Below are 18870 nucleotides of genomic sequence, written 5' to 3'. Positions count from 1 at the left end.
GGATTATCCATGAAAAAGTGGTCTCACTGGCTAGCGGCTGGGGCGCTGGCACTGGGCATGCAGGGCGCGCAGGCAGATGACAGTAAAACGCTCTACTTCTATAACTGGACGGAATACGTTCCGCCGGGACTGCTGGAGCAGTTCACTAAAGAGACCGGCATCAAGGTGATTTACTCCACCTACGAATCCAATGAGAGCATGTACGCCAAGCTGAAAACCTGGAAAGATGGCGCCTATGATTTGGTGGTGCCTTCGACGTACTTCGTCGCCAAAATGCGTAATGAGGGGATGCTGCAGAAGATTGATAAATCTCAGCTCAGCAACTTTAAGAATCTCGATCCTAACCTGCTTAACAAACCGTTCGATCCCAACAATGATTACTCAATCCCCTATATCTGGGGCGCGACGGCAATTGGTGTGAATACTGATGAGATCGATGCCAAAAGCATTACGCGCTGGGCCGATTTGTGGAAGCCGGAGTACAAGCAGAGCCTGCTGCTGACCGACGATGCACGTGAAGTGTTCCAGATGGCACTACGCAAGTTGGGCTACTCCGGTAATACACGCGATCCTCAACAGATCGAAGCCGCCTATGAAGAGTTGAAAAAGCTGATGCCGAACGTGCTGGCCTTCAACTCCGATAATCCGGGCAATCCGTTTATGGAAGGCGAAGTGAATGTGGGCATGATCTGGAACGGATCAGCCTACGTTGCGCGCCAGGCCGGCACGCCGCTACAGATTATCTGGCCGCAGGAAGGCGGCATTTTCTGGATGGATAATCTGGCGATTCCGGCCAATGCGAAAAACCGCGAGGGCGCGTTAAAGCTAATCAACTTCCTGTTGCGTCCAGACGTGGCGGCAAAAGTGGCAGAAACCATCGGCTACCCTACGCCAAACCTGGCGGCGAAGAAGCTACTGCCGCAGGAGGTGGCGAACGATCCTTCGCTCTATCCTTCTGAGGCGGTGATCAAGAACGGCGAGTGGCAGAACGATGTGGGTGATGCCAGCGTGCAGTATGAGACGTTGTTTCAGAAATTGAAGGCGGGACGTTAGTCCTCTGCGTGATTCCCCTCACCCTGCCCTCTCCCGCAAGCGGGAGAGGGTTCTAAAATAGCTCACGCCTTCAGCGGGAGAGGGTTGTTTTTAGCTCCTTCTCCCGCTGGCGGGAGAAGGTTGGGATGAGGGAAAGCGCGCACAGCTCTTACTTATACAACCCACGCAAAAACGTGTGCACAAACTCCGGTACCACTTCGCTCGCTAATCCATATTTACTTTCAGCAAACTCGTTGCCGACCTGGCTGGGTTCCAGATTCAGCTCCACGGTGTGCGCGCCCTGCAGCTTCGCCTCATGGACAAAACCGGCGGCGGGATAAACGTGGCCTGAGGTGCCAATCGCGATAAACAGGTTTGCCCGTTCAATCGCCTGATAAATCTCTTCCATCCCCAGCGGCATTTCACCGAACCACACCACATGCGGACGCAGCATCGCCGGGAACTGGCAGCAGGTGCAGCGATCGTCCGGGGTGAGATCTCCCGTCCAGTCGAGCACCTGTCCACTGTGCACGCAGCGCACTTTCAGCAGTTCGCCATGCATATGCAGCACGCGCTGGCTGCCCGCACGCTCGTGCAGATTGTCGATATTCTGCGTCACCAGCAGGAAGTTATCGCCCAGCACCTGTTCCAGCTCCGCCAGCGCTTTGTGTGCGGCATTCGGCTGAATTTCCGACTGCTGCAGCTGGCGGCGGCGCGCATTATAGAATGCCTGCACCAGCGCCGGGTCGCGCTGAAAACCCTCCGGCGTGGCGACATCCTCGACGCGATGCTCTTCCCACAGGCCATCAGCCGCACGGAAGGTACGAATGCCGGACTCAGCGGAAATACCTGCGCCGGTCAGCACCACCACGCGCGGTTGCGGATGCGCGGCGAGTTCAGCTTTGCGATCGCGCTCGAAGATGCGCTGGCGAAAGCGCTGATGCACTTTGCGGCGGTTTTTTTTGTCGCGGGCGAGTCGTAGGCGGCGGCGCGGTATGCGCATAAAAGCTCCTTAATCTGCGGCGATGATCGCCGCGCTTCGGGTATTTTTCGGGCTAATCTGCCCGATAATAGCGGCTGCGTATGACGGCTGCATGCGGCAGACGCTGAAAATGTGCGCAGCCGCTAAAGCGGCTGCGCGATGACGTTACTGGCCGCTGAGCACGCGGGCCGGATCGATACGGCTGGCGCGCCGTGCCGGATACCAGCTGGCAATCAAACTCAGCACAATCGCAGTGCCTAATACCGAAATCACATCAATCCAGTGCAGCTCGGACGGCAGGAAATCGATAAAGTAGATATCGCCCGCCAGCAGCTGATGCCCGGTAATGTGCTCAAACGCGCGCATCACCGGTGTGAGATTGAGTGCCACCAGCACGCCAACCACCACGCCGCTGACGCTGCCAAGCAGGCCCGCCAGCAAACCGTACCAGATAAAGATGGCGCGAATCAGGCCATCTTTAGCGCCCAGCGTGCGCAGCACGGCGATATCGCTGCTTTTATCTTTTACCGCCATCACCAGCGTTGAGACAATGTTGAAGCACGCCACACCAATCACTAGCACCATGGCTAAATACATAATGGCGCGAATCATCTGGATGTCACGGTACATATAGCCGTAAGTCCCTATCCAGCTCTTGATATAGACGTACGAATGCGTCACTTCACCGGCGTCGCGCACCAGCTTTTGCGCCTGGAACGGGTCATTCATCTTCAGCGCGATGCCGCTGACGCTGTCGCCCATATCCAGATATTTCTGCGCATCGGCCAGCGGCACCAGCGCCAGGCTGTGATCCAGCATACCGCTAAGCTGCAGCACGCCGCTAACCTGCAGGCGAATACGTTTCGGCTGCAGCAGCTTATTATCGCCATCGTTATTGGGGATCATGATGGTGATCCAATCGCCCTGTTTGACGTTAAGCGATTTAGCAATACCGCCACCGAGAATGATTTGCTGTTTACCGGCCGCAAACTGTGACCACGCATCGCCGGCGACGAAGCTCGGCAAGGCACTCAGCCGTGACTCCTGCTGCGGATCGACGCCTTTCACCTGCAGCGCCTGCAGCTTCGCACCGCTCTCAATCAGCCCGGTAAAATTAATATACGGCGCCGCAGCGGCAATACCCGAGACCTGTTCAATGGGCGCAATCATCGGCTGCCAGTTGCGGAACGGCTGATTAACCGGTTCGATTTCACCGTGCGGCACCACCGCCAAAATGCGGTTGTTTAACTCTCGCTCGAAACCGTTCATCGCGCTCAGGCCGATGATCAGCACCGCCACGCCCAGCGCAATGCCGATGGTAGAGATGATGGAGATCAGCGAGACCATGCCACCACGCCGCCGACCGCGGCTAAAACGCAGCCCGAGCAGCAGGGATAAGGATGAACCCATCAGATCACTCCCAGCGTCAGTTGGTCGCTCAGCTCGCCGTCGCGCATCTCCATTTGGCGGCTCAGGCGTTTCGCCAGCTGCAGATCGTGCGTCACCACCAGGAAGGCGGTGCCCTGCTTCACGTTCAACTCGCCCAGCAGTTCGAAGATAGCGTCGGCGTTGCGTGCATCAAGGTTACCGGTGGGTTCATCAGCCATCACCAAACGCGGACGGTTCACCAGCGCGCGGGCAATCGCCACGCGCTGACGTTCACCGCCCGATAGCTCAGAAGGCCGATGTGCGGCACGTTTATCCAGCCCTACCGCCGCCAGCATTTCACGCGCGCGGGATTCAGCTTCTGCCTTGCCGATTTTGCCAATCAGCAGCGGCATCGCCACGTTCTCCAGTGCGCTAAAGTCCGGCAGCAAGTGGTGGAACTGATAGATAAAGCCCAGCTCGCGGTTGCGCAGCTCTGCTTTGGCGGCGGATGACATCGCATTCAGCGATTTACCATCGAAAATCACATCGCCCGAGGTGGGCGCATCCAGGCCGCCCAACAGGTGCAGCAAGGTACTTTTACCCGAACCTGAGCTGCCGACAATCGCCGTCAGTTCACCCGGCTGCAGGCTGAAAGCCACATTGCGCAGCACATCGGTCTGCACGCTGCCTTCCTGATAGCGTTTGCACAGGTCACGACACTGCAACAAAGGAGTATTACTCATAACGTAAAGCCTCAGCGGGTTGAACGGCGGCAGCGCGCCACGACGGATAAAGGGTAGAAAGCAGCGCAACGGCCATGGAAACCAGCGCAATGGTGATCACTTGCAACACGTTGATGTCGACCGGCAGCGCCGCGCCATCCAGGAACAGGCCGATCACCGGCATCAAATTATTCAGCTGGCTGGCCAGCAGCACGCCGAGCCCAGTGCCAAGCAGCGCGCCGATAATTCCGGCGCTGGCGCCCTGCACCATAAATACCGCCACAATCTGACGGCGAGTTAAGCCCAACGTTTGTAAAATCGCCACTTCGCCCTGCTTCTCCATGATCAGCAGGCCCAGAGACGTGATGATATTGAAGGCGGCCACCGCAATGATCAGACTCAGCAGCAGCCCCATCATGTTTTTCTCCATGCGCACCGCCTGGAATAGATCGCCTTTGCGCTCGCGCCAGTCTTTCCACGTCAGACCTTCTGGCAGCTTTTGCTGGCTTAGCGCATCGACGTTCAGCGGCTTATCCAGCCACAAACGCCAGCCGGTGACGTTGCCAAGCGGATAGCGCATTATGCGTGATGCATCCTGCTGATTGACCAGAATCTGATAGCCGTCGACTTCGCTGTTCGCCGCGTAGGTGCCCGCTACGGTGAAAATACGCTGGCTCGGCAAGCGACCGACTGGCGTAAACTGGCTGACGGAAGGCACCATCAAACGCAGCTGATCGCCACGCTTCACGCCAAGCTGCGCTGCCAGCTGTTCACCGAGGATGACGTTATACTGTCCGGGTTGCAGCACGCTTTGCTGAGTGTTGACGAGGAACGGCGTCAGCGGATCCTGTTCATCAGGATTGATACCCAGCATCACGCCCACCGAGACGTTACGTGCGCTCTGCAATACCACATCCGCCGTCGTGAGCGGCGCCAGGCGCGTTACGCCTTGCAGCTTGAGATCCTGTGCCGTTAGCTGTTGCGGGTTGATACTGCCTTTCTCGCTGGTGACCAGCGCCTGCGGCATCAGGCCAAGAATGTTGCCTTCCAGCTCGCGCTCAAAACCGTTCATCACCGATAGTACGGTAACCAACGCTAGCACGCCGAGCGTAATACCAATGGTAGAGAGCCAGGAGACGAAGCGACCAAAGCGGTCTGAGGCACGTCCACGCATGTAGCGTAAACCGATGAATAACGCGACTGGTTGATACATGAGATCCGTCTTGGCAGTTGCCTGAAAATAAGTAGTGGGATGATAAAGGAGGCGTCTGTTTTATGAAACCTCTAACCCTCTGAGTATCCGGCAAAGTTGTGTCAAAAACCGTCCCAGCAGGTGGCTATGCATAAAATTGCGACAAATTAATGATGTTATTTGTACATTTATTGCCCATGGGCTGGCGTAGACTTAGTGATGAAGCAGTAGATTAAGCACCGATTGTACCGATGTAAGCGCACAGCGCGGGAGTACAGACTATGTTGAAATTTCCTAAAGGCAGCATCGTTAAACATAAATCGGGCGAGATCAGAGGGGAGATTGTGAACGTTTTTGAACAGGGCGATTCACCCACTGGCTATTACGTGAAATGGGATGACGGCAACCACAGCTATCATCTGGAAAGAGAGCTGTCATGGGCCAATGTCGATCGACCCCGTATGCACTACACACAGCAATCGAGTAAGTGATTTGTGGTCGCCATGAATGGCGACCCTCCGCCTTTTTGTAGGGTCGTCATTTATGGCGACCAGGCAGAAACTCAGAAACGACAGATGATCCGCAGGGCGGATTATGGAATGATGACGCCCTGTAATCCAAGGAGAGAATGTCGAGATCCCATGTCGGAACAGAGTCGTTATACCCTGCCAGTCAAAGCCGGTGACCATCGCCAGCTCGGCCAATTAGTCGGTGCCGCACAGGCGCTTGAGTGTGCCAGCATCACCGAACGCCATAACGGTCCGGTGTTGATGATTACCCCAGATATGCAATCTGCCCTGCGTTTACAGGAGGAGATTCGTCAGTTTACCGATCTGCCGGTTACTCATCTCGCTGACTGGGAAACGCTGCCCTATGACAGCTTCTCGCCGCATCAGGACATTATCTCCGCTCGCCTCTCCACGCTGTATCAGCTGCCGAACTTAACGCGCGGCATGCTGATTATGCCGGTCAACACGCTGATGCAGCGCGTCTGTCCACACAGCTTCCTGCACGGTCATGCGTTGGTGATGCAGCAAGGGCAGAAGCTGTCGCGCGATGCGGTGCGCGATCAGCTGGAGCAGGCCGGCTATCGCCATGTCGATCAGGTGATGGAGCATGGCGAATACGCCACGCGCGGCGCGCTGCTCGATCTGTTCCCGATGGGCAGCGATCAGCCTTACCGCATCGACTTCTTTGATGACGAAATCGACAGCCTGCGCCTGTTTGATGTTGATACCCAGCGCACGCTGGAAGCGGTCAACGCCATCAACCTGCTACCGGCACATGAGTTCCCGACGGATAAAGCCGCCATCGAGCTGTTCCGCAGCCGCTGGCGCGAAACCTTTGACGTGCGCCGCGAACCGGAGCACGTCTATCAGCAGGTGAGCAAAGGCACGCTGCCTGCCGGTATTGAATACTGGCAGCCGCTGTTCTTCGAGCAGGAATTGCCGACGCTGTTCAGCTATTTGCCAGGCAATACGCTGCTGCTCAACAGCGGCGATTTACTGGCGAGCGCCGAGCGCTTCTGGCTTGATGCCAACGCGCGCTTCGAGAATCGCCGCATCGATCCGATGCGCCCGCTGCTGGAGCCGGTGACGCTGTGGCTGCGCCCCGATGCGCTGCTCAGTGAACTGAAAACCTGGCCGCGCATGCAGCTCAGCAGCGAGACGCTGCCGGAGAAAGCCGCAAATACCAACCTTGGTTATCAGCCGCTGCCAGAATTAACTGTGCAGGCGCAGGCCAAAGCACCGCTCGATCTCCTGCGTCAGTTCCTGGAGCAGTTCAGCGGCCAGGTGATTTTCTCGGTGGAGAGTGAAGGCCGCCGCGAAAGTCTGCAAGAGCTGCTGGCGCGTATCAAACTGCGTCCACACGCCATCGATCACTTCGATCAAGCCATCGATCAGCCGCTCAGCCTGATGATCGGCGCCAGCGAGCGCGGCTTTATTGATACCCAACGCCAGCTGGCGTTGATCTGCGAAAGCGATCTGCTCGGCGAGCGCGTCAGTCGCCGCCGCCAGGATAATCGCCGCACCATCAATCCAGACGTATTGATCCGCAACCTCGCCGAGCTGCATCCCGGCCAGCCGGTGGTGCATCTGGAGCACGGCGTCGGGCGTTATATCGGCCTCACCACGCTGGAAGCCGGCGGCATCGTGGCGGAATACCTGATGCTCTCCTATGCCGGCGACGCCAAACTGTACGTGCCGGTTTCGTCGCTGCATTTAATTAGCCGCTATGCCGGTGGCGCGGATGAGAATGCGCCGCTGCATAAGCTGGGCAGCGATGCCTGGTCACGTGCGCGACAGAAAGCCGCGGAAAAAGTGCGCGACGTGGCGGCAGAGTTGCTGGATATCTACGCTCAGCGCGCTGCCAAAACCGGCTTCGCCTTTAAGCACGATCGCGATCAGTATCAGCTGTTCTGCGAAGGCTTCCCGTTTGAAACTACGCCGGATCAGGGCCAGGCCATCAATGCCGTGTTGAGCGACATGTGCCAGCCGCTGGCCATGGATCGTCTGGTGTGCGGCGACGTGGGCTTTGGTAAAACCGAAGTGGCGATGCGCGCCGCGTTCCTCGCAGTCGAAAACGCCAAACAGGTTGCCGTGCTGGTGCCGACCACGCTGCTGGCGCAGCAGCACTACGATAACTTCCGCGATCGTTTCGCCAACTGGCCGGTGCGCATTGAGATGCTGTCGCGCTTCCGCACCGCGAAAGAGCAAAGTCAGGTGCTGGAACAGGCGCGTGAAGGCAAAATCGATATTCTGATTGGTACCCATAAACTGTTGTCGAACGATCTGAAATGGCACGATCTCGGCCTGCTGATCGTTGATGAAGAGCACCGCTTTGGCGTGCGTCATAAAGAGCGTATTAAGGCGATGCGCGCCGACGTGGATATCCTGACGCTCACCGCCACGCCGATTCCGCGAACGTTGAACATGGCGATGAGCGGCATGCGCGATCTGTCGATTATTGCCACGCCGCCGGCACGACGTATGGCGGTGAAAACCTTTGTACGCGAGTATGACAGCCTGGTAGTGCGCGAGGCGATCCTGCGCGAAGTGCTGCGCGGCGGCCAGGTTTACTACCTCTACAATGACGTGGAGAACATTGAAAAGGCAGCACAGCGGCTGGCAGAGCTGGTGCCGGAAGCGCGTATTGCCATTGGCCACGGTCAGATGCGCGAGCGCGACCTGGAGCGGGTGATGAATGATTTCCACCATCAGCGCTTTAACGTACTGGTGTGTACCACCATCATCGAAACCGGCATCGACGTGCCAAGCGCCAACACCATCATCATCGAGCGCGCCGACCACTTTGGATTGGCGCAGCTGCATCAGCTGCGTGGCCGCGTTGGCCGATCGCATCATCAGGCGTATGCGTGGCTGCTGACGCCGCATCCGAAAGCGATGACCACCGATGCGCAGAAACGCCTCGAGGCCATCGCTTCGCTGGAAGATCTCGGCGCCGGTTTCGCGCTGGCGACACACGATCTGGAGATTCGCGGTGCCGGTGAACTGCTCGGCGAAGATCAGAGCGGACAGATGGAAACCATCGGCTTCACGCTGTATATGGAGCTGCTGGAGAACGCGGTGGATGCGTTGAAAGCGGGTCGCGAGCCATCACTCGAAGATCTCACCAGCAATCAAACCGAAATCGAACTGCGCATGCCCGCCCTGCTGCCGGATGATTTTATCCCCGATGTGAACACCCGTTTGTCACTGTATAAACGCGTGGCCAGTGCGGCGGATGAGCAGGATCTGGCGGAACTTAAAGTCGAGATGATTGATCGCTTCGGCAAGCTGCCGGATGCGGCGCGTAATTTGCTGGACATTGCCGGTCTGCGACTGGTGGCCCGTGAATTAGGTATTCGTAAAATTGAAGCCAGCGAAAAAGGCGGTTTCTTTGAATTCGCGCCGCAGAACCACGTCGATCCAGGCTGGCTGATTGGGCTGCTGCAGAAGGATCCAAAGCAGTGGAAGCTGGATGGTCCAACGCGGTTGAAGTTCACCCGCGATATGGCCGACCGTAAAATCCGCATGGAGTGGGTGCAAGGTTTTGTCAGCGAGCTGGCTAAAAACCGGGTTTGATGTCGTAGGGGCGCCATTTATGGCGCCCCCCGGCAAACCGCAATGAATCCAATAAAAAAGCGCCTTTCGGCGCTTTTATTATTACAGCTGCTGTGATGTATCTTTGCCCAATTAGGCCTGATTCGAATTCAGGATCAGCTGACCGTTACGGTCGAGCGGAATGCGGGTGCCAGGGTCATTTTCCATGCGGATTTTGCCCTGCTGGTCGCCTATTTTATAGGTCACGTCATAACCCAGCATTTTTTCCTGTTTATCGTATACCGTTTTGCAACGCTGCTCGTTGGTGGTGTAGGTATCGCGATCCTGCAACGCACCTTGCACCTGATTACCGCCGTAACCACCGGCCAGCGCACCCGCTACCGTCGCCACATCACGACCGCGTCCACCACCAAACTGATGGCCTAACACGCCCCCTGCGACCGCACCCAGTACCGAACCTGCAATGCGGTTCTCATCCTGCACGGCTCGACGATGCGTGAGCGTCACGTTGCGGCACTCTTGTCGCGGCTGCTTGATGCTCTCTTTAATCGGCGTCGCCGACAAAACTTGTGCGTATTGCGGACCACGGTCGAAGACATCCATGCTGGCGACTGCGGCAACACCTAACGCTGCTGCTACGCCGATACCGATACCCGCTAACATTGATTTATTCACAGGAATGTCCTCCTGAAGATTGTTACCGCGCATTCCCGCCGCTACGAAATCCTGAGTAGCCGAGGCAAAACCGGCGTGCGCGCCGCGCCGTGTTGTTGGTAATAAGTTTTACAGATGGCCCGTAATTGCAACATCAGATTAATGGAGGAAACGCAGCGGAAACCCATCAGGGCCAGCTTTTAGGAGAGTTCTGAGAGCGGATGAAATAACGCCGTAACCTTAAGCTGAAAGCACCTTTTTCAGCGGGTCACGGCGGGGCAAGGCGCTTCAGGCGGCGTTGCGCCGCCCGAAATCATCAGTGCAGTTTAAGGCGCGGACGCAGGACACGGTTCAGGCTGCCCACCAGCATCATCAAGCCAGTTTTGAAGTATCCGTGGAGCGCAATCTGGTGCATACGATACAGAGAAATGTAAACAAAACGCGCAATGCGCCCTTCCACCATCATCGAACCGCGCATCAGGTTGCCCATCAAACTGCCCACCGTGCTGAAGCGCGACAGGGATACCAGCGAACCATGATCTTTATAAACATAGGCTTTCAGCGGCTTGCCTTTACGCTGCGCGAGGATATTCTCCAGCGCGCGGGAAGCCATCTGGTGCGCTGACTGCGCGCGCGGCGGCACAAACCCACCCCCCGGCAGCGCACAGGATGCACAATCACCGATGGCGTAAATGTCATCATCCAGCGTGGTTTGCAGCGTCTCTTTCACCACCAGCTGATTGATGCGGTTGGTTTCCAGCCCGCCAATCTCCTTCAGGAAATCGGGGGCTTTAATACCGGCCGCCCACACCATCAGATCGGCATCAATGAATTCGCCACCTTTCGTGTTCAACCCTTTTTCCGTTGCGCTGGTGACCATGGTTTGCGTCAATACGCGCACGCCGAGTTTAGTCAGCTCCTGATGCGCCGCGGCAGAAATACGCGGTGGCAGCGCCGGCAGAATACGTTCACCGGCTTCCACCAGTGTGACATTCAGCGAAGAGCTGTCCAGGCCTTTATAGCCGTAGCTGTGCAGCTGTTTCACCGCATTATACAGTTCAGCAGAGAGTTCCACGCCGGTAGCGCCGCCGCCGACAATGGCGATGTTCACTTTTTCCAGACTGCCTTCGCTAGCTGAAAAGCGCAGGAATAAATTGAGCATTTCGTTATGGAAACGACGCGCCTGATGCGGGTTATCAAGGAAGATGCAGTGATCTTTTACGCCCGGGGTGCCGAAGTCATTTGAGGTGCTGCCCAGTGCGATAACCAGGCGATCGTAGGCCAGCTCACGCTGCGGCACTAACAGTGCGCCTTCCGCATCACGAATCTCGGCCAGCTCAAGGGTTTTGTTTTCACGATTGATTTGCGTCAGCGATCCCAGCTGGAACTGGAAGCCGTGATTGCGCGCGTGCGCCAGATAGCTCAGCGCATCAATGCCTTCATCCATCGAACCGGTCGCCACTTCATGCAGCAGCGGCTTCCACAGATGACTGTGGTTACGATCGACCAAAATAATCTCGGCTTTCTTGTTACGTCCTAGCTTGTGGCCGAGCTGCGTTGCCAGCTCTAAGCCGCCAGCACCACCGCCGATGATAACGATTTTTTCCATAGATATAGTCAACAAAGACCCCCTCAAAGTTGTAAACCAATAGTTAATTAATGGTTAATAAAAACCTTAATAAACATAGGGTTGGCGAAGTTAAATCGCGAGCTAGGGGCAGAATATCACGGCGTCGAAGACATAACATAAGAAAATTGATGTGGATCAATCTTTCAACTGCATTATCAGAATGTTACACATTCTTTGCGCCGCATCACACGGCGCACAGGGGTTCAGGCGAGGAGTTTGAAGGCTTTAATCCGTTGTAAATGCGGCGCAATATTTTTGAATTTATGGCTGGCTTCGTCATCCCAGATAATTTCATAGAACGGCTGCAAGTGCGCCGCACTGCGCTGATTGTCCAACGCTTCATCATGGCGCGACAGGATAGTCAGGCACTTTTCACGGTTCTTTTCACGAAAATCGCTGACGCATTTGGTGGCAATATCGAGATACTCTTCCGGGCGGTCGATTTTTCCCTCCATGTTTTCGAAAGGAAACAGATTGGGATTAAAAATCGCCTGCCGCATGCCGCAAAGAAAACCAATGCGTTCGGCCCAGTAGCCACCCAGGCCCACTCCGCAAATCAGCGGATGCGCATCGTCGCCCTGCTGCAACAGCTTGTCGCACTCTTTCAACAGAAACTGCATGTCGTGTTTGGGATGGCGGGTGCTATAGCTGACTAATCTGACGTCCGGGTCAATAAACTGCAGCTGCAGCACCTTTTCATGGTTGCCCGGACTGTTGGAATCAAAACCGTGCAGATAGATGATCATGATAATCCTCAGCGTGGAATGAAATCCGGGCAGCGGCGCTTATCTGCCCGAAGCTTTGTGCGCCAGCCAGCGCTCTTGCAACGCGCTCAGCTGACGCTGATTTTGCCGCCAGCGCTCGCTTGCCAAGAGGCTTTGACGGGTAAAACGACCCTGATGGTACAACTGCGTTACCCGCTCTGCCCCGATCGGCGTCAAGTTATCCAGCACGCTTACCGCGCCCGCGCGCTGATTGCACACCAGGATCATATCGCAACCGGCATTCAGCGACTGCTGCGCGCGCTCGGCGTAGCTGCCCATGACGGCGGCGCCTTCCATTGACAAATCGTCGGAGAAAATCACGCCGTTGAAGCTGAGTTCTTTACGCAGCACGCTTTGCAACCAGTATGGCGAACCGCTGGCAGGTAGCGGATCCACCTCAGTATAGATAACGTGCGCCGGCATCACCGCATCGAGGAGCTGCTCGTCAATCAACTGCTTAAAGATGGCCATATCATGCTGACGCAGCGTGGCGGCATCGCGGTTATCGCGCGGCGTCTCTTTGTGCGAGTCGGCGCTGACCGCGCCGTGACCGGGGAAGTGTTTGCCGGTGGTTTTCATGCCGGCTTCATGCATGCCGTTGATAAAGCGACGCGCCACCTGCAGCGCGATAGTAGGATCTTCATGGAATGAACGATCGCCAATTGCCGCGCTGATGTGACCAATATCCAGCACGGGCGCGAAGCTGATGTCAATGTCCATGGCGATCATCTCCGCCGCCATTTGCCAGCCTGCCTGTTGTGCCAGTTCACCTGCGCTATGGAGATCGTTCAGCGCAGCGAAAGATTGCATCGCCGGTAACTGAGTAAAGCCGTCGCGGAAACGCTGCACGCGGCCGCCTTCCTGATCCACGGCCACCACCAAACGATTACGCGAAGCGGCGCGAATCTGCCGCACCAGCTCTGCCAGTTGGTCAACATCGTGGAAGTTACGGGCAAACAGGATTAGCCCGCCTACCAGCGGATGCTGCAGAATCTCACGTTCCTCGGCATCAAGCTCATAGCTCTCAACGTCGAGCATCAGCGGTCCAGGGGTGTTTATGGTCATGATTAAAATCCCAGGTTAAAGGTCGTGCCAGCTGGCCTGCGCCAGCTGTTGTAAGGTGTCGTCCTGACTCTGCTCGGCTCGCAGCTGATACCAACTCGCCATGAGCAGCTGCAGCCATGGCTGCCAGCGCTGCATCTGTCGGGCCAGCGTTTGTTCATCAAGATGGGCGCGCTCGGCGTAACCGCTCACCCAGGCCGATCGCGTGTCTCCATCTACCGCACATACCGCTGCCAGTTCCAGCGCCACGTCGCCGTCAGCGGCATATTCCCAGTCGATCAAACGTAAGCCATCAGATGTAGCGACAAGATTACCGGCATGTACATCCATATGCAGCGGCGCCAGCCGCAACGGCTGCGGCTCGCCCTGCTGTAACAAACGTTGCAGACGCCGCTGCCAGCGCCAGTGGCGCTGCTGGCAAAGCTGCCAGTAACGCTGCAGCAGCGGTGTCAGGCGCAAACGATAGCCGGTGAGCGGCTGTTGATGCAAACGATGCAGCAGCGCTAGCACGGCTGCACGCTGCTGATTGAATTGTGAGGATGTCAGCACTTCTCCCGGCAACCAGCTTTGCAGCAGCCACGGAGCGCGCCACGCCAGCGGCTGCGGTCCCAGCTGCGCGTGCCGCAGTTGTCGCAGCACGCGATATTCGCGCTGGCGGTCAACAAACGGAATCGGCTGCGGCGGCGCACGACGCGCCAGCACATCGCCCTGCTGGGTTTGCACGTGCACGCTTTGCCCGCTGAGCCCCGGCAGCGCGAAAAAATGACCGGCAGCTTGCGCCGTCGGCCATTGTTGCTGAATCATTTTTTGCAGCTGAGGATCAGGGTTGAGCAACACCGTTTCCTGACCAGATAATTTCGCCGGTTTGCACCAGCATCAGCTGCATTTGCAGGGTGGGTGCTTTCACATCGCCTTGCGCATTGCTGTACAACACATACTGCGCATTCACGTTGCGTGCCAGACCAATCGCTTTACTGCGCGAGTTAAGGCTGTCATCCGCCGATAAACCCAGCGTCTGTTTGGCCTGCGCCAGCTGCTCCGGCGTGATCAGCGTGAATTTACCGTTGTTAGCCAGTGCATTCTGAATGGCATCGGTGGCTTTATCCGTTTGCAGCGAACCATTGGTGCTGTTCTTGATGCGATCCACCAGCAGCACGCTGCCAGGGTTCACCCCTGATGACTGCACCATGTTGCCAACCAGCGGCTGTACGCTGGCATCCCAGTTAATGGTTTTTAGCTTCGGCGGCTGCGGCACGGTTTGCGGCGGCGGCACCGGCTGCGTTGGCGGTTCTACCGGCTGAGTGGGTGTGGTCGGCTGTGTCGGTTCAACCGGTGCCGGAGTCTGTTGTTGCACCACGCAACCGGTAAGCATTAGCGCAAATAGCAATGCGCCCGAACGTTTTACACTGCGAATCACAGCTTACTCCTTAAAGATAAAGATAGAGACGCACCTTGCTGGCGGTCGGATTGCCCATTTGTGAGGCCACTTCCACGCTACCATGCGCCGGTACAATCAGTGTCTGAGCCGGCTCTTCTGGCGTGATTTCCAATCCTTTGTCGTCATACCAATAGAAACGATAGTGCACTTTTACCGGCGTTTCACGCAGGTTTTGCAGCACGCTCAAGGCACGCTGCTGGCCATCCTGCTCTGTCAGCTTAGGGGAGTCAGTAATGATGCCTGCTGACAGCACCGCCGATTCCATAACCAGCGACTGCGAAGTATTAATCATCGGCTTATCACTGCTGCAACCTGCAAGGGTTAGCAACAGTAAGCCACTCAGCCATTGACGCATAACCGGGTCCGCCTGAGTTAGCTAGCTAGCATCGGGCCCAGCGGCTGACCGCCGACCAGGTGCATATGGATATGATAAACCTCCTGCCCGCCATGACTATTGCAGTTCATGATCAGGCGATAGCCATCTTCGGCAATGCCTTCATCACGCGCGATCTTCGCGGCTACGGTGATCATGCGGCCCAGCGCCTGTTCATGAGCGGCCTGCACATCGTTGGCGGTAGGAATCAGTACGTTGGGGATGATCAGAATATGGGTGGGCGCTTTGGGCGCGATATCGCGGAAGGCGGTGACCAGTTCGTCCTGATAAACCACGTCAGCGGGAATTTCGCGACGGATGATTTTACTGAAAATGGTTTCTTCAGCCATGGTGCATTTCCTTAAGCCTGAGTTCAGTCAGGCAGTATGCGTGAGGAATTCCATTTCTTTCAACCTCAGGACCACATTTCTTGCATTAAATGGCTGCCTTTACACCGCTTTTTCACTTCGCCATGCCTTGTGCTGCAACTCGCATTTCTAACACTTCATTAACCACAAAAATGAAACGCCGTTTTATAAATTAGAGATATCTCGCCATTTTCTTTGTGATTTTGCCACCACCGCGCAATACCTTGCGAAATCGCGAAGGTTTGCCGGTTTAAGCCGCTCTATTTTCAATCCAATCCGATCACGCTGTACGGAGTGATGAGGGACGTGTTTACCGCCTATTTCAAGGAGAACCTGCCATGCGCTCTCGTAAGATTGGCCTGGGTCACTATCTGGCCTATGGTTCCGGGGACTTCCTCGGGGCGGGCACCACGGCGCTAACTGCCGCCTGGCTGCTCTACTTCTACACCACCTTTTGTGGGCTATCGCCGATTCAGGCGACGTTTATTTTCGCTGCCGCCCGCGTGCTGGATGCGGTGGTTAGTCCGCTGATGGGATTTTTGACCGATAACTTTGGATCGACCTGGCTTGGCAAACGCTTTGGTCGTCGCAAATTCTTTATCCTGCTCGGTATCCCGTGCGTGTTTAGCTATAGCCTGATGTGGGTCAGCGATATGAGCTTCTGGTGGTATCTGCTGACTTATCTGCTGTTCGATATGGTCTACACCATGATTCTGGTGCCATACGAAACGCTGGTGCCGGAAATGACCGATGACTTTAAGCAGAAAACCCGTTTCTCCGGCGCACGCATTGGTCTGGCACAGCTTTCGGCGATCCTGGCAGCTTTCTTGCCGGGCGTGCTAATTGGCTGGTTTGGCAAAGAGAATCCGATCTCCTTCTTCTACGCCAGCCTGGTGTTCTCGGTGATTTGTGCGCTGGTGCTGACGCTGGTATGGGTGTTTACCTGGGAACGCGATCCTGATGATTTCTCAGCAGAATCACGCCGGGCGGAACAGGAGAAATCACGGCTAACGTTGATGCAAAGCCTAAAACGTCTTTACACCGAGCTGGCTTCTACGCTGCGTATTCGTATTTTTCGCCAACATCTCGGCATGTATCTCGGTGGTTACATCGCGCAGGACGTGTTTAACGCGGTATTCACCTGGTATGTGGTGTTTGTGCTGATGCAAAGTGCGCAAATTGCCTCAAACCTGATGGGCACCATGGCAGTAATGCAGTTTATTGCGGTGATGGCGATGATTCCACTCTGTATTCGGCTTGGTCCCGCGCCAGCCTATCGCATGGTGGTGGTGCTGTTTGGCCTCAGCGCCCTCTCCTATGCCGGATTGTGGTACACCGGCATGAACGACAACTTCGCGCTGCTGGTACTGATTTCCGGCCTGGCGGGTCTGGGACGCGGCGGCATCAACTATGTACCCTGGAATACCTATACCTATATTGCTGACGTCGATGAAGTGATTACCGGCCAGCGTCGCGAAGGCATTTTTGCCGGCATCATGACATTGACGCGCAAAGCGTCACAGGCTGGCGCGGTGATGTTCGTCGGCATCGTGTTGCAGTTGGCCGGTTTCTCCTCCGGCCAGGCCACCCAGGTGCCTGCCGTCGGCCATACCATTTTGGCGATTCTCAGCGTTGGCACCCTTTGCGTGCTGGCCTGCGGCTTCATTATCTCACTGCGTTTCAAGCTCAACCTGCACACTCACACAGTGTTACGTGAAGAGACGCTGAAGATGCGTGCAGCCGGACGCGTGGTGCCTGAACGCATTACGCCACAGGCACGTGGCGTCGTCGAAATGCTGGCGGGCATGCCGTATGAAAATCTGTGGGGCAATAACAACGTCGGTTATCTCAATCGTCATAAACCCGCAGCCCCACCGCTGCCGAGCCAACCGCGATCTTTACCTACTCTACCGACCACCCTGATTAATGATAGGAATGAACCATGACTGTATTTCCTGTAAAGCACAGCGCGCTGCTGCGTCAGCCTGAATATCTCCTACCTCGAACCGAACTGGTGCAGTTGATTCAACAACTCACGCAGAATCTGGTGAACATTACCGATCACAGCGGGGAATTTTTGCTGCGCCTCGACGATGGGCGCGTGATCGATACCAAAGGTTGGGCCGGTTGGGAGTGGACGCACGGCATCGGTCTGTACGGCATGCTGCACTATTATCAGCAGACCGGCGATCGGGCGACGTCAAAAATCATTGATGATTGGTTCACTACGCGGCTCGCGGAAGGCACGCCGACGAAGAACGTCAATACCGTTTGTCCGTTCCTGACGCTCGCCTATCGCTACGAAGAAACACGCAATGCGGCCTGGCGCCCGGTGCTTGAGCGCTGGGCTGAATGGGTGATGTATGAGATGCCGCGTACTGAACAAGGCGGGTTACAGCACATCGTCTATAACAACGAGAATACCCAGCAGCTATGGGACGATACGCTGATGATGAGCGTGATGGCGCTGGCGAAAATTGGTCAGCTGCTCGATCGCCCAGAGTTTGTGGAAGAAGCCAGCTATCAGTTCCTGGTTCATAGCCAATATTTGATGGATCGCCAAACCGGCCTGTGGTTCCACGGCTGGACGTTTGAGGGGCGACATAATTTTGCCAACGCGCGTTGGGCGCGCGGTAACAGCTGGGTCACCATCGTCATTCCGGACTTCCTCGAGATGATGAACTGGCCGCAACAGCACGCCACACGCCGCTTCCTGCAACAGGTGCTGGAGAGCCAGGTCAAGGCATTAAGTGCCTGTCAACACAGCAGCGGCCTGTGGCATACCTTGCTCGACGATCCCAATAGCTACCCAGAAGCCTCTGCTACCGCCGGTTTCGCCTATGGCATTCTCAAAGCTGTGCGTAAACGTTATCTCTCGCCGGAGTATTTACCGCTGGCGGAGAAAGCGTTGTGCGGCGTTATCGGCAATATTGATCAGGATGGGGAGTTAAAACAGGTATCGTTCGGCACGGCAATGGGCAGCGATCTGGAGTATTACCGCCAGATACCACTCACTTCAATGCCATACGGTCAGGCAATGGCGCTGCTGTGTTTGACGGAGTATTTGCGGGTCTACTTGTAATAAAAAATGCCCTCAATAGAGGGCATTTTTAGGCACCGAAAGTAAAGTGCGTTGAAGCGGCGGCAGAGGAGTAAAGCATCCCAAGCCATGGATGGCTTGGGGCGAGCCCCAGGGATGGTTTATGGCGTCTTTACGATCT

Annotated in this window: 17 protein-coding genes; 5 read left to right on the top strand and 12 right to left on the bottom strand. The window is 56.2% G+C overall.

Annotated elements, in window-relative coordinates:
• Positions 1 to 9: 9 nt before the first annotated feature.
• Positions 10 to 1053: a spermidine/putrescine ABC transporter substrate-binding protein PotD gene (potD, locus tag AC07WB_RS07570; RefSeq protein WP_494940260.1), complete on the top strand. Its 1044-nt coding sequence runs from the start codon at positions 10 to 12 to the stop codon at positions 1051 to 1053.
• A gap of 148 nt (positions 1054 to 1201) precedes the next feature.
• Here potD and cobB read toward each other — a convergent pair whose 3' ends face one another.
• From cobB to lolC, 4 genes are all read right to left on the bottom strand, one after another.
• Positions 1202 to 2035 carry a Sir2 family NAD+-dependent deacetylase gene (gene cobB, locus AC07WB_RS07565; RefSeq protein WP_097094226.1) on the bottom strand — a complete coding sequence of 278 codons (834 nt, stop codon included), beginning with the start codon at positions 2033 to 2035 and terminating at the stop codon, positions 1202 to 1204.
• Positions 2036 to 2179: 144 nt separating this feature from the next.
• The gene (gene lolE / locus AC07WB_RS07560) at positions 2180 to 3424 is read right to left on the bottom strand and encodes a lipoprotein-releasing ABC transporter permease subunit LolE (protein WP_494940259.1); all 1245 of its coding nucleotides are present in this window, start codon (positions 3422 to 3424) and stop codon (positions 2180 to 2182) included.
• Positions 3424 to 4125 (bottom strand): lipoprotein-releasing ABC transporter ATP-binding protein LolD, encoded by a 702-nt coding sequence (lolD, locus tag AC07WB_RS07555; RefSeq protein ID WP_007885730.1) that lies wholly within the window; start codon positions 4123 to 4125, stop codon positions 3424 to 3426. Before lolD ends, lolE begins: the two co-directional genes overlap by 1 nt.
• Complete coding sequence (gene lolC, locus AC07WB_RS07550; RefSeq protein WP_345826873.1) at positions 4118 to 5317, bottom strand: lipoprotein-releasing ABC transporter permease subunit LolC; 1200 nt, start codon at positions 5315 to 5317, stop codon at positions 4118 to 4120. Before lolC ends, lolD begins: the two co-directional genes overlap by 8 nt.
• A gap of 260 nt (positions 5318 to 5577) precedes the next feature.
• On the opposite strand from lolC, the gene AC07WB_RS07545 reads away from it, so the two are divergent.
• Both AC07WB_RS07545 and mfd read left to right on the top strand, forming a co-directional pair.
• Positions 5578 to 5787, top strand: a complete 210-nt coding sequence (locus tag AC07WB_RS07545) for a hypothetical protein (protein ID WP_494940258.1) — start codon at positions 5578 to 5580, stop codon at positions 5785 to 5787.
• A gap of 150 nt (positions 5788 to 5937) precedes the next feature.
• On the top strand, positions 5938 to 9381 hold the full coding sequence (gene mfd, locus AC07WB_RS07540; protein ID WP_494940257.1) for a transcription-repair coupling factor: 3444 nt from the start codon (positions 5938 to 5940) through the stop codon (positions 9379 to 9381).
• Between the two features lie 111 nt (positions 9382 to 9492).
• Here the strand turns inward: mfd and AC07WB_RS07535 are convergent, their stop codons facing one another.
• From AC07WB_RS07535 to hinT, 8 genes are all read right to left on the bottom strand, one after another.
• On the bottom strand, positions 9493 to 10035 hold the full coding sequence (locus AC07WB_RS07535) for a glycine zipper 2TM domain-containing protein (protein WP_097097555.1): 543 nt from the start codon (positions 10033 to 10035) through the stop codon (positions 9493 to 9495).
• Positions 10036 to 10330: 295 nt separating this feature from the next.
• Positions 10331 to 11623: an NAD(P)/FAD-dependent oxidoreductase gene (locus AC07WB_RS07530; RefSeq protein WP_370659779.1), complete on the bottom strand. Its 1293-nt coding sequence runs from the start codon at positions 11621 to 11623 to the stop codon at positions 10331 to 10333.
• Between the two features lie 224 nt (positions 11624 to 11847).
• A complete protein-coding gene (ycfP, locus tag AC07WB_RS07525; protein WP_097094232.1) occupies positions 11848 to 12390 on the bottom strand; it encodes an alpha/beta hydrolase YcfP in 543 nt (180 codons plus the stop codon).
• A gap of 39 nt (positions 12391 to 12429) precedes the next feature.
• Positions 12430 to 13473 (bottom strand): beta-N-acetylhexosaminidase, encoded by a 1044-nt coding sequence (gene nagZ, locus AC07WB_RS07520; RefSeq protein ID WP_494940256.1) that lies wholly within the window; start codon positions 13471 to 13473, stop codon positions 12430 to 12432.
• A 15-nt stretch (positions 13474 to 13488) separates the two neighbouring features.
• Positions 13489 to 14274, bottom strand: coding sequence for a thiamine kinase (gene thiK, locus AC07WB_RS07515; protein ID WP_494940255.1), 786 nt, complete (start codon positions 14272 to 14274; stop codon positions 13489 to 13491).
• A 16-nt stretch (positions 14275 to 14290) separates the two neighbouring features.
• Positions 14291 to 14887 (bottom strand): penicillin-binding protein activator LpoB, encoded by a 597-nt coding sequence (lpoB, locus tag AC07WB_RS07510; protein ID WP_097094235.1) that lies wholly within the window; start codon positions 14885 to 14887, stop codon positions 14291 to 14293.
• 10 nt (positions 14888 to 14897) lie between these two features.
• Positions 14898 to 15263, bottom strand: coding sequence for a YcfL family putative periplasmic lipoprotein (locus AC07WB_RS07505; protein WP_345826875.1), 366 nt, complete (start codon positions 15261 to 15263; stop codon positions 14898 to 14900).
• A 17-nt stretch (positions 15264 to 15280) separates the two neighbouring features.
• Positions 15281 to 15631 (bottom strand): purine nucleoside phosphoramidase, encoded by a 351-nt coding sequence (gene hinT / locus AC07WB_RS07500; RefSeq protein ID WP_097094237.1) that lies wholly within the window; start codon positions 15629 to 15631, stop codon positions 15281 to 15283.
• 356 nt (positions 15632 to 15987) lie between these two features.
• On the opposite strand from hinT, the gene AC07WB_RS07495 reads away from it, so the two are divergent.
• Positions 15988 to 17595 (top strand): MFS transporter, encoded by a 1608-nt coding sequence (locus AC07WB_RS07495; RefSeq protein WP_097094238.1) that lies wholly within the window; start codon positions 15988 to 15990, stop codon positions 17593 to 17595.
• Positions 17592 to 18731 (top strand): beta-galactosidase BglB, encoded by a 1140-nt coding sequence (gene bglB / locus AC07WB_RS07490; protein ID WP_494940254.1) that lies wholly within the window; start codon positions 17592 to 17594, stop codon positions 18729 to 18731. The genes AC07WB_RS07495 and bglB overlap by 4 nt, the downstream gene beginning before the upstream one ends.
• Positions 18732 to 18870: the final 139 nt, after the last annotated feature.

The sequence above is a fragment of the Pantoea sp. GW821-FHT03E06 genome (assembly GCF_059420725.1).
Note: the sequence above shows the minus strand (reverse complement) of the source record. Positions and strands in the feature narration are given on the sequence as shown.